This is a genomic window from Carnobacterium divergens (genome assembly GCF_900258435.1).
In the GTDB taxonomy this organism is placed as follows: domain Bacteria; phylum Bacillota; class Bacilli; order Lactobacillales; family Carnobacteriaceae; genus Carnobacterium; species Carnobacterium divergens_A.
The window spans coordinates 1,130,981-1,141,645 of sequence record NZ_LT992558.1; the positions used below are offsets into that span (position 1 = coordinate 1,130,981).

At 31.6% G+C, this 10,665-nt stretch carries 19 protein-coding genes and 1 pseudogene; 14 read left to right on the forward strand and 6 right to left on the reverse strand.

The features are described 5' to 3' along the window. From CDIMF43_RS13810 to CDIMF43_RS05795, 6 genes and pseudogenes are all read left to right on the forward strand, one after another. Positions 1-150: pseudogene (locus CDIMF43_RS13810) on the forward strand (PTS sugar transporter subunit IIB); the annotation flags it as partial. A gap of 35 nt (positions 151-185) precedes the next feature. Further along, on the forward strand, positions 186-515 hold the full coding sequence (locus CDIMF43_RS05775; RefSeq protein WP_109841443.1) for a PTS lactose/cellobiose transporter subunit IIA: 330 nt from the start codon (positions 186-188) through the stop codon (positions 513-515). A 91-nt stretch (positions 516-606) separates the two neighbouring features. After that, positions 607-2,004, forward strand: coding sequence for a PTS sugar transporter subunit IIC (locus tag CDIMF43_RS05780; RefSeq protein ID WP_074402019.1), 1,398 nt, complete (start codon positions 607-609; stop codon positions 2,002-2,004). Between the two features lie 194 nt (positions 2,005-2,198). After that, entirely contained in the window at positions 2,199-2,420 is a 222-nt protein-coding gene (locus tag CDIMF43_RS05785; protein WP_034570817.1) for a hypothetical protein, read from the forward strand. Between the two features lie 13 nt (positions 2,421-2,433). Further along, complete coding sequence (locus CDIMF43_RS05790; RefSeq protein WP_109841444.1) at positions 2,434-2,622, forward strand: DUF3188 domain-containing protein; 189 nt, start codon at positions 2,434-2,436, stop codon at positions 2,620-2,622. Further along, positions 2,619-3,032, forward strand: a complete 414-nt coding sequence (locus CDIMF43_RS05795) for a DUF3284 domain-containing protein (protein WP_074402021.1) — start codon at positions 2,619-2,621, stop codon at positions 3,030-3,032. Before CDIMF43_RS05790 ends, CDIMF43_RS05795 begins: the two co-directional genes overlap by 4 nt. Positions 3,033-3,489: 457 nt before the next feature. On the opposite strand, the gene CDIMF43_RS05800 is transcribed toward CDIMF43_RS05795, so the two are convergent. Both CDIMF43_RS05800 and CDIMF43_RS05805 read right to left on the reverse strand, forming a co-directional pair. After that, complete coding sequence (locus CDIMF43_RS05800; protein WP_109841445.1) at positions 3,490-3,834, reverse strand: hypothetical protein; 345 nt, start codon at positions 3,832-3,834, stop codon at positions 3,490-3,492. A 520-nt stretch (positions 3,835-4,354) separates the two neighbouring features. After that, positions 4,355-5,524 carry a tyrosine-type recombinase/integrase gene (locus CDIMF43_RS05805; protein ID WP_109841446.1) on the reverse strand — a complete coding sequence of 390 codons (1,170 nt, stop codon included), beginning with the start codon at positions 5,522-5,524 and terminating at the stop codon, positions 4,355-4,357. A gap of 152 nt (positions 5,525-5,676) precedes the next feature. Between CDIMF43_RS05805 and CDIMF43_RS05810 the strand changes: the two genes are divergently transcribed. Then, the gene (locus CDIMF43_RS05810; protein WP_109841447.1) at positions 5,677-5,910 is read left to right on the forward strand and encodes a hypothetical protein; all 234 of its coding nucleotides are present in this window, start codon (positions 5,677-5,679) and stop codon (positions 5,908-5,910) included. On the opposite strand, the gene CDIMF43_RS05815 is transcribed toward CDIMF43_RS05810, so the two are convergent. The 4 genes from CDIMF43_RS05815 to CDIMF43_RS05830 all read right to left on the reverse strand — a co-directional run bounded on the left by CDIMF43_RS05815 (position 5,903) and on the right by CDIMF43_RS05830 (position 8,607). Beyond that, a complete protein-coding gene (locus tag CDIMF43_RS05815; protein WP_109841448.1) occupies positions 5,903-6,724 on the reverse strand; it encodes a TIR domain-containing protein in 822 nt (273 codons plus the stop codon). The two genes, CDIMF43_RS05810 and CDIMF43_RS05815, sit on opposite strands and share 8 nt — an antisense overlap. Before the next feature lie 63 nt (positions 6,725-6,787). Then, the gene (locus tag CDIMF43_RS05820) at positions 6,788-7,648 is read right to left on the reverse strand and encodes a YPYG domain-containing protein (RefSeq protein WP_109841449.1); all 861 of its coding nucleotides are present in this window, start codon (positions 7,646-7,648) and stop codon (positions 6,788-6,790) included. Positions 7,649-7,740: 92 nt separating this feature from the next. Beyond that, the gene (locus tag CDIMF43_RS05825) at positions 7,741-8,163 is read right to left on the reverse strand and encodes an ImmA/IrrE family metallo-endopeptidase (RefSeq protein WP_109841450.1); all 423 of its coding nucleotides are present in this window, start codon (positions 8,161-8,163) and stop codon (positions 7,741-7,743) included. Positions 8,164-8,175: 12 nt separating this feature from the next. Next, positions 8,176-8,607, reverse strand: a complete 432-nt coding sequence (locus CDIMF43_RS05830) for a helix-turn-helix domain-containing protein (protein ID WP_414734733.1) — start codon at positions 8,605-8,607, stop codon at positions 8,176-8,178. Positions 8,608-8,756: 149 nt separating this feature from the next. Here CDIMF43_RS05830 and CDIMF43_RS05835 point away from each other — a divergent pair, with 149 nt between their 5' ends. The 7 genes from CDIMF43_RS05835 to CDIMF43_RS05855 all read left to right on the forward strand — a co-directional run bounded on the left by CDIMF43_RS05835 (position 8,757) and on the right by CDIMF43_RS05855 (position 10,588). Then, the gene (locus CDIMF43_RS05835; RefSeq protein WP_109841452.1) at positions 8,757-8,960 is read left to right on the forward strand and encodes a helix-turn-helix transcriptional regulator; all 204 of its coding nucleotides are present in this window, start codon (positions 8,757-8,759) and stop codon (positions 8,958-8,960) included. A gap of 107 nt (positions 8,961-9,067) precedes the next feature. After that, the gene (locus CDIMF43_RS05840) at positions 9,068-9,313 is read left to right on the forward strand and encodes a hypothetical protein (protein WP_109841453.1); all 246 of its coding nucleotides are present in this window, start codon (positions 9,068-9,070) and stop codon (positions 9,311-9,313) included. Further along, complete coding sequence (locus tag CDIMF43_RS05845; RefSeq protein WP_109841454.1) at positions 9,310-9,834, forward strand: hypothetical protein; 525 nt, start codon at positions 9,310-9,312, stop codon at positions 9,832-9,834. The genes CDIMF43_RS05840 and CDIMF43_RS05845 overlap by 4 nt, the downstream gene beginning before the upstream one ends. Positions 9,835-9,839: 5 nt before the next feature. Further along, positions 9,840-10,121 (forward strand): helix-turn-helix transcriptional regulator, encoded by a 282-nt coding sequence (locus CDIMF43_RS05850; protein WP_109841455.1) that lies wholly within the window; start codon positions 9,840-9,842, stop codon positions 10,119-10,121. Between the two features lie 12 nt (positions 10,122-10,133). Continuing rightward, entirely contained in the window at positions 10,134-10,268 is a 135-nt protein-coding gene (locus CDIMF43_RS13880; RefSeq protein WP_269845345.1) for a hypothetical protein, read from the forward strand. Further along, positions 10,265-10,399 carry a hypothetical protein gene (locus CDIMF43_RS13885; RefSeq protein WP_269845346.1) on the forward strand — a complete coding sequence of 45 codons (135 nt, stop codon included), beginning with the start codon at positions 10,265-10,267 and terminating at the stop codon, positions 10,397-10,399. The genes CDIMF43_RS13880 and CDIMF43_RS13885 overlap by 4 nt, the downstream gene beginning before the upstream one ends. Beyond that, positions 10,400-10,588 carry a hypothetical protein gene (locus CDIMF43_RS05855; protein ID WP_109841456.1) on the forward strand — a complete coding sequence of 63 codons (189 nt, stop codon included), beginning with the start codon at positions 10,400-10,402 and terminating at the stop codon, positions 10,586-10,588. The last annotated feature ends 77 nt before the right edge of the window (positions 10,589-10,665 follow it).

The following is a 10,665-nucleotide window of genomic DNA, read 5'->3' on the forward strand; positions in this document are numbered from 1 at the left end:
CTATTAGGCCCACAAGTACGCTTCATGAAAGCTCAATTTGAACCTAAATTAGCAGAAAAAGGAATTCCACTAGAAGTAATTAATATGCAAGATTACGGTATGATGAATGGTGAAAAAGTGTTAGATCAAGCGTTAAACTTAATGAAATAATCGCAAAATCCTTAACAAAAAGGAGTGGAGTGGAAATGCCTGATGAACAAAATTTACAGTTCATTATGGGATTGATTATCAATGGGGGAAATGCTAAAAGTGACGCGATGGAAGCTGTTCATGCCGCTAAAAATGGGGATTTTAAGTTAGCCAATCAAAAATTAAAAGAGGCAGATGATTCTTTACTAAAAGCCCATCGTTCACAAAAAGAGATGCTTACACAAGAAGGAAATGGAAATCATTTCGTGGTTAGCTTATTAACCATACACAGTCAAGATCACTTGATGAATGCTAGTTTATTTCGTGACTTAGCTGTGGAAATGGTCGTTGTATATAAAAAATTGCTTCAAGCATCTATTGATTAGCAAAAATGATTTAAAATTGGATATTATCAAAATAAATGAAAACGCTTTTATTTATTTTATAACTATTAATTAAATTTTGGGAGGAATAAAAATGAATGGTTTGATGAATTGGCTCGAAAAATATGTGGTTCCAGTTGCAACAAAAGTAGGCTCACAAAAGCACTTAGTTGCTCTCCGTGATGCGTTTATTGGTACAATGCCAGCCACTATGGCAGGATCGATTGCAGTACTGTTAAATGCTTTCTTACGTGATTTCCCGACTGAATGGGGCTGGACAGGTTTTGTTAAAGCAATGGATCCAATCATTGGAGTTAATGGATTTGTGTGGACCGGAACGTTAGCAGTTGTAGCAGTTATTTTTTCAATGACATTAGGGTACAATTTAGCTAAAGCTTATAAAGTAGATGCATTATCCGGTGCGGTAGTTTCATTAGCAGCCTTTGTTATGGGATTAGCACAAGCAGCAACCGTTGATTTTCCATTAAAAGCTATTTTATCAAAAAGCGCTGTAACAATGATTACAGATGCAGGTGGACAAGTAGCAACAGCAGATGGGGTTTCAGTTATTTCATCAACAGGTGGTAGCTATTTTAATATTGGCGCACACTTAGGTGGTACTGGACTATTTACAGCAATGTTATTCGGATTTATTTCAGTTATTATTTTCTCTAAATTAATGTTAGCAAATATTACAATCAAAATGCCAGAACAAGTTCCACCAGCAGTATCAAAAGCTTTTGCTGCAATTATTCCAGCAACAGTTGCGTTATATGTTTCAGGTATTATCAATTTCGTATTTACAAAAGTAACAGGAATGGCTATTATTGATTGGATTTCTGCAGAAATCCAAGCGCCACTATTAGCGCTATCACAAGGCTTTAGCGTTGTCCTACTAATTACTTTCTTAGTTCAATTGTTATGGTTCTTTGGAATCCATGGACCAAACGTATTAGCACCCGTTCTAGAATCTATTTGGGGAACTGCAGGGCTTGAAAATGTAAACGCTGCACAAAAAGGGTTGCCACTTCCTTATGAGTGGGTACGCGGATCATTTGATGCTTATGTATGGATGGGTGGTTCAGGTGGTACGATTGTCTTGATTATTGCCATCTTACTATTCTCAAAACGCGCAGATCAATTAACTGTTGCTAAGTTATCATTAGCACCAGGAATTTTCAACATCAATGAACCAGCAATGTTTGGTTTGCCAATTGTATTGAACGCTATTTACTTTATTCCATTCTTATTAGCACCATGTGTGATGGTAACAATTGCTTACTTTGCAACAACACTTGGTTTAGTAAGTCCAATCAAAGTTCAAGTGCTATGGGTTATGCCTCCGTTCTTAAATTCATTCCTTGCAACGGGCGGGGACTGGCGTGCACCAATTTTAACCTTAATTAATTCAGTTGTTGCTTTTGCAATCTGGACACCATTTGTATTAGCAGCAAATAAAATTGATCCAAATGCAGGTGAAGTAGACGCATAAAAAAAACGGTTTGCTTCGATGGCTCAGTCATCAAAGCAAACCGTTTTATTATTAGTGTGTAAATTTAAAAGGTATGTGTAATTGTTTAGACTAATTAAATCGTTTTAAAATAAGGTTTTCAGAGCTAACTACTTGGCATGAAACTTGCATTATAGTAGAGTAAGGAACCTAATCAAGAGAAAAGAGGGAACCCGATGATCGTATTAAATGCACCAGTTCAACAAGATAAAATAATTGAAACGTTAACAACGTATAATGAAGAAGGATTAACTTTTGAGTTTATTGAAAAAAAAGGAATGAAATTGTATTTCAACACAAATGCAACTGATCTTGAAGCCACTGCAAAAAAAGTAAAAGAAATTATTAAGGAAACTCCTTATGGTGCAGTGTTATATTTTCAAGTAACCGCAGAATGAAAGGATGAGTCATATGCTTAAGAATGGATTGTTTGTAATGAGTATCGGATTGCTGATTATGATGATGAGTGCTGTTGGAAATGGAATGATTATCAATTATTCTGTGTTAATCACAGGAGGATTCATTTTAGCAGTGGGCTATCTTATTTATCAAAAAGGCAAAGCTCAAGGGATTAAAAAAAGTGGAGGGGAAAATAAATGAAAATTACAAAAGAATTAAATGTATCCGCTCAATATTTTTACGACCGAGTGATGGAATCTGTGTTGTACGATATTCGTGTACACACAAAGAAAGCCTTAAGAAGAAATCAATTAGCAGGTTTTACTTATAAAAAACAATTCAATAAAACATCTACTGGTAAAATTGTGATTACTGAAATGGTAGATAACGAAGCGTATGCATTCACAACAGAAACAGTGAAAAATAAATTTGAAGTAGCCTACAAAATTGAAGCGTTGGATGCTAATCGTTGCCGTATTCATTATGAAGAAAAAATGGAATCTTTTGGAACGATTCAAAATTTAAATGATCAATTACTTGGAATTATTTTAGGCTATTTTAGAAAGCGAAATATGAAGAAAATGTTGACTTCAATTGAAGTTGCGAATTAAACTGTTCACTTTGTGGATGGTTTTTTTAATTCTTTGTTTTATTCGTACCTAATCTTCCTTTTTTAAGAGCAATTCGATAAGAATCCTTTTTGCCATTTTTCAAGATGAAACTTGCAGATCATTTTTATTGTGAAAGGGTTAAATAATGACACGTTAATTGTCGAAGAAGACGCTATAAAATAAATAAGGTGGGATTTAACTTTTCCTTTAGCTTTTGTTAACAGAATATTCATAGCTATTCGATAAGATAGTGAAAGAAAGCTAAGGATGTTTTAAAAAGTGAGAGGAATGATTGGATGATTCATTTATTATTTTTTCTTATTTATTATCAAAAGCAACCAATTATTGAAGTCAATGAAAAAAATGAGATGACAGTCGTGTGGGAAAAAATAAAACCCCAGACGTCGTCTAACTAGATTAAAAGCAACCATTCTCTGTAATAAAGAATGGTTGCTTTTTAGTTTGAGTTTTTTAATTGTTTTTTTAACTCACGAATTTCTGATTTTAATTTAGTGATAGTTTGTTTTTCTTGTTGTTTAGATTCCTTAGCAGCCTGTTTTGTAATCTTTTTTAATTTTCTATTTTCAGAAGTTTTAGTCAATTTATATTTTGTGGATTTAGAAAGTGTGCTGCTTGTATTTTTTACAACAATGATTGTTTTCTCTGCTAACTCAGGGCCGTTGGCTTCTAAGTATTTCACTGTTGATTTTGTAGCAGAGATCGCTAAATCTGTCAGTGCCCCAATAACAATCAATTTAATGCTTGAACCACTTGCTCGTTTGATGTGTTGATAAATTCCCATCGAAAATGCCTCCTTTATCTTAGTAGGATGATATAATCATCAAGGAGGAGGGAGAATTTTCAAATTATTTGAATTTTAAGTATAGATACAATCGTTTTATCTTTCTTAAAAGAGAGGTTTGTTAAAAAAACAATTTGTTTCATTTTACAAAGGAATTATGAAGGAAAGTAATAAAGTCGCAAAAATATTTTGAAAATTAAAAAAATATTCAAAAATTTAAAATACTGCATAAAAAATAAGCTGATATACAAACCGAGAAGGTTAATACACCAGTGTTAATCTGACGTTCCTAACAGGATTTGAACCTGCGACACATCGTTTAGGAAACCCATAGCTTTAGTATTATTCATTCATATACATAATTAAGAACTATCATATGTTCCTTGTTACTAAGGCTTTTAATCAAAAAAATAGTAATTGAAACTAATTAAAAATTTCAATTACTATTTTTTACATTCCCAATATATTCCCATTTTATTTAAAATCATATTCCCAATAAAAAAATGCGTCAGTTAGTTTTTTATTTGCTATTAAAACTTTCAAATGAACTTGCAACGTCTTCTTTTTGTTCGTCAAAAACATGGGCATAGATGTTCATTGTTGTTCTTATGTCTTTATGACCGAGAACTTGTTGAACGACCTTAGCATGTTTTCCTACACTAATTAGATAAGAAGCTGAACTGTGCCTTAACTTATGAAAGCTTAAATATTTAATTTCGTCTTTATTTCGTTCGCAAAATCGTCGCCAATGTTGCCCGATTGAATGAGGACTGATGCCTTTTCCAATTGGATCTCTGAATAAAAAATCCGAATTCCCACCAATCCACATATCCCCAACATTGTTTTTTTCATCGTCAAGTTCTTTTTTTAATTCTTTAATTAAATTCATAACGTATTTGGGAAGTTTGATAAAACTATCTTGCCCATTTTTTGTAGAGTCTTTAATAATTGTACCTTGCCCTTTAACGTCTATACTTCCCTGAACCCTCCATATACCATTTTTTTCAAAATCAACATGCTTAAATTCAAAGGCAGCCAGTTCTCCAGCACGCGAAGCTGTAACAAATGCTAGGTTGTAAAGTACAACCCATCTCAATTCTAATCTATTAATCAATATTAAAATGCGTTCCATTTCTTGTGGTGTGTATGCCTGCGCTTGTTTTAATTTTACCTTAGGGCGCCGTATTGTGGTCAAAGGGTTTTCTTTAATAAATTTCCATTCTACTGCTCGATCAAATAAATTAACAAATGCATTATAATGATTCCTAATTGTTGATTGACTTAAATTTTTACCAGTTGTAATACTAATTTCGTCTCTCATATCATCTAATATATTGAGTAAGTCTATTGTTTTTACTGAACCTAATTTTTTATTACCAATTTTTGGAACCAACCTTTTATTAATGTCTTGTAAATAACCTTGCCGAGTAGTAGGGGAAAGGTTATCTGTATTTAAGGCATATTTGGGTAACCATTCATTATTAATAAAATCCACAAGCTTTAGATCACTAGGTTTAACGTAATCACCATTTTTTAACTCCCTCTCAAATTCATTACATAATTCTTTCGCTATTTTTTTACTTGGAGCTTTAACCGTTTTCTTTTCATATTGAGGGACTCCGTTATTATCTCTGCCAACATAAGCAATTAGTCTATAACTATTTTTTCCTCTTTTTTCAATAGACCCCATTAGTATCACATCCTTTGAAGTACGAAAATTTAAAATTCCGTTATTAATTTATCTTAATTTATTTGGGTAATCCGTATTTTTATATCTACGAATCGAATGTACGTTCTTTTCGTGTTATAATAAAACCAATTCAAATAATATGAGGTGGCTTTATGAATATAGATCAAAGATTGACGACTTTAGAAAATAAAATACAACAATTAGAATTAGATAATATGTTATTAACTAACTTAATAGCAAAAGCCCCACCTGAGTGGGTAATAGATTCACTTGATAGGGCCCGTAATAGTAATTTAATACCTTATCCATTTGTAGGTATCAACGCACAAGGAAGTCTGGATTTTTATAGAATTATTGATTTACTTGCGAAAAAAGAAATTATTTAAGAAGTTCTAGAATTTTTTCAACAATATAATCAATTGTGTCATAGGATGTATTTAAGGCTAACTTTCCTGAAATAGACGGGCTATAATTTGCTACTTCGTCTGCAGTTATATTATGCCATATTGGTAAAAATACTATCCTTCCGCCACTAGACTGTTCTTTGTTTAGAAGTCCATCTACTTCATATTGTGTCCAATATTTTTCGATAAAAGAAGTTGAGATTATGACTATTCCAAATTTCGAATTTTTTAATCCTTTATCAATAGATGTTCTTATGCTGGCTCCCCAACCAATACTTTCAGAGTCATACCAAATCTTTACACCTGATTTTTTCAATTTTTCTGCAAGTTTATTAACGTAGTCTTTATCATTTGCAGAGTGGGAGATAAAAACATCATATTCTTTGTTTTCAGCTGGCTCACTATTGATGGATTCAGCAATTATATTTTGGCTTGTTTTAAATGCTTCAATTTTATTCTGATGTTCTTGGAGTACTTTTGATTGTACTTTTTGTTGTTCTTTTATCAAATCTGAATTTGCTTTATTTAGTTGTGCTTGTACTTTTAAAATTTTTTCTAAACAAGTTGCTTGAGTTTGTTTAGCTTTTTGAATTTTATTATTTTCTCTTTCAATTTCTTTTAGTTTTGAATTTATTGTTGTTGAGTTTTTAGATCGAGAAATGGCAGAGTTTGCAGTGTTTATTTTTTTGAAAGAGTTTGCCTCATCTTTAGCAGCATTCATTCTTTTTTTTTCATTAGAGTTAATATCAGACTGCAATCTTCTAATTTTACTTTCAATCATTGAAATACTAGACATGTTACTCCTCCTAGAATATACGTTCTTTTTTTATTTAAAAGAAAAGCCCGAAGGCTAGTCTATTTAATAATCAGTTATATCTACTATTCCGGTATCTTCCGAAGTAGGTGTAACGGTTATTTCTATTGTTGCTATTCTTTTAGAACCGTATGCGTTATTAATAGTAGCTTCACCTTTATAAAACCATTTTCCGTCATTTAACATCCAATCTTGTGTTACACCAGTCGCATTTATTTTACTGCCTTTGTAAGGGAATTTTTTTTCAAATACTTGTGTTGCTAAAGTAGTCAACCTCGCTGATTGTTGAGAAGTAGGCGTTTCTGAAAGTATTGTTATATCTTTGTCTGCCTTTTCTTTTAACGCTTTTTCATTTTTTTTATTTTCTTTTTCTTGCTCTTTTGATAATTTTTCTGCCTCTTTTTCTTGCTCTTGTCTTTCAACCTTTTTCATATATTCAGTTGAAGGGGTTACTTTAATTTTTTTTGTTTTAGAATTTCCATCTAGTGAAGATATAATTTCAATAGTTTGCTCTTCTTTATCTTTAAATTTATAAGATATTGAAAAGTTACCCTTTTCATCAGCTTCTGCTGATTTGTTTTCGATACCAAACCCTATTTGTATTGTTGCACTGGGAGTTGTTTTTCCTTCGATTATCGCTTTTCCATCTTGATCAGTTTCAACTGTCTCTTTATTTAATTTCAAAGTAATATCTTTTTTACTCGAATCCGCAGTTTCCTTATCCGCGTTTTTAATACTTGATGTATTTGATTTTGGCGCTGTTATGCCGACCAAAACTAAACATACTATCAAGGCAATAGCTGAATAGTTTCTGTATTTCTTGTTTGGCTTTTTCTTAATAAAATAATAGATTCCGAATGCAGAAATCAAAAATATTAAAACAAACACATTACTAATAAATCCCATTTTTTTAACCCCTTTTATGATATAATATATTTTAGTAAGAAAATATAGTTTAGAACTCGAAGCAGTCGGCCAACTGTTTTGAGTTTTTTTGTTTATATGAAGAGTTCCATTTCATAGGGAAGACCATAATAATCCAAAATTTGATATTTACCATTCAATTCAAAATCTTTATGGGAATTGTCAATTCTCAATTTAGAAGCAAAATAATTTGCTTCTTTTTCTATTTTTAGTTCAGAAGTTAAAGATGCCGATGATAAAAATGGAGTATTTGAATCTGGGTGAAAAATTGAATGCCCCAATTCATGGGCACAAGTGAAGTCCAGTTCACTACTATTTAATTTAGAATTTAAATGAATTATCTTGATTCTAGAATCTTGATTATAATATCCGTAAATTGAACCCAGCTCTTCAAATAAGATTTTAACCCCTAAGTGACGAGCAATAACAAAAGGGTCTCTTGTTTTATATTTATTAACTAATACATCAATTTTACTATCAATATTATTTAAAACCATTTTGTCATCTCCTTAGTCACGATATTTTTTTGGGGTGAATTTCTTTTTAGCTTCTTGTTTAGCAATTCTTAACGAATTTTCAAGAGACATTATTAACAATTCTCTAGTATTGTCATCCATTTCGCCATCTTCTTTAGAAAATAAAGCCTTATTCTCTAAATCTTTTATCATAGTTTGTAAACGTTCTGAAATATCTTTTTCGTCTTTATCTGTTAGATCATAGTACTTTCTTTGAGGTTCTACTCTACCTAATAGGTAGTCTGTACTTACTTCAAGTGCATCAGCAATTAAAGATAACTCGGTTTCTCTAATCGGTCTTTCGCCAGATTCAATTCTGTTCATGACGCTTTTATTTATCCTGATTTTATCTGCTAGCTCTTTTTGAGTCATATTTTTACTTTCTCTAAGCTCGGTGATTCTTACCCCTATGTTCAAAAATATCACCTTCCTTTCTATATTAGCAATATTAGTTTAACATGTTTCCATTATAGAAATAAAATAATTTCTGAATCAGAAATAAAAACATTGACATTTCTATTTCAGCAACGTATTATATAGATGTAGGGTTGCTGAAATAGAAATGAGGTGTAGTTATGAAAAAGCAATTAGATTTAAAAAAAATCAAGTTATTAAGAAATAAACAGAATATTTCAATGCAAAATGCTGCGGAGTCTCTTGGTTTTAAAAACGCATCAACATATATGAAGTATGAAAATGGGGAATATTTTTTTAAAGCAGATGCGCTACCAGCGCTATCAAAATTGTTAGGTTGTGAAATCGAGAATTTTTTTCGGTAAAAAGTTGCTAAAATAGAAATTTTTCGATTAGCTTTAATTAAAATCATCATAACCCAAACTAACTCGAACTAAAAGATAGTTGAGTACGGAAAAGGAGCGATACACACATGACATTTGAAGAACTACCGCAAATGATTAAAGAAAAACAAAAAGAGTACAAAGTTAAAAAAATGTTTGAAAAGATTGTTGAAACTATTTTCGTTGGAATCGAAAACGGAAAATCACAGTCAGAAATCCCTTATAAAAAGGAAGACTTAGAAGAATTTATTGAGGATTTAGAAGAGCAACACATTCTCATATTTATTGATCCAGAAACAGAAAAAATAAAAATTGATTGGGGAACGATTGGATGACATCAAAAGTAGTGAGCTTGCCATTTAAAGCAGCAGCCGAAAGACAAAATATTCAGCAAAATTTTATCGCAAGGGAAACCCACAGAGCTAAATCAACTATTAACGGATATTTTAACGATGTACCGACACCAGTTGATGCAATGGTTGATATTGCCAAAATTCTAAACGATTCAGAACTAAGTCACGAATTAGCACACGAAACATTTGGAACTATTCCAATGATGCAATCATGTTTTTATCAAGAAAATACTTTCTCATTAGATATCTTACAAAAGAAAGAATCAGACGAAAGAAAGTTTTTAAAAAACGAAGTTGAGCTAATCCTTGCTAAACAAGACAACTGGTTAACTGATACCGACAAATTGTTTTTAGAAAAGTATGTAAATGAATTTTTAGATGAAATATTAATTGAAATTAAGTTAATTTCTTCAATTGCTGAAAGGGCAGATAAGTCTTTGATGGAATTGATTGCAAAAAGAAAAGCTTATTGGAAGCAAATAGGCTACTTAGAAAAGAGGTGAGCTAAATGAGTTTTGCACAGCCAACAACTGGTGCACGGCGTGGAGCTAACGTAGATAAACTTATTCTTTATTTAGCAGAATGTGGAATTTCTTTGAGTAAACAGACCATTTATAACTATGTTCAGCAAGGCAATATTCCATATCGTCGGTTCAGTGGAAGACGTAAAGGCGCCATTTATTTTGATTTAGATAAGATTGATGAATGGATTGACCAGGATAATTCAGAACAAGAACAAATTGATAAAGCTTCGGAATTAGACGAGTGGAAAGCTATTAATGAAATGTGAGGTGGAAAGGTAATGGAAGACGGTATCGGAATTTTAATCGGTTTGTTAATTGGATCAAGTTTATTAATATCATTGCATTTAAGCAATAAAGAAGAACCTGGTAAAGACAGTAAGAAAATAATTAGCGAAAGGATGATTCATAAATGACATTTGAAATTGTTGTAGAAATTTTAGCGATTATTTTATTTTTAACAGTGTTTACAGCATCAGCTTGTTATGTAGGTGTTAAAGCAATTAAAGAATCATGGAACGAACCAGATTGGGAGGATGATTATTAGATGAAAGCGACAGTTATTGAACATTTATTTAAAAAGTTAGATTCATACAGTCCTGCGAATTTCAGAACTAGCGGAATAATGAATAAAAATGAGGTTCATAAATCATCATATCTTAAAGCAATTCAAGATTTAGTTGAGTTTTATTCCGAAAAAGAAAAAAAGACCAACAAGGATTGCACTCCTAGTTAGTCAACTTAGAAAAAATATTATATCGAAATTATACCACGAAAAGGAGCAAATTAAAAATGAGTGAAAACACAGCAAAA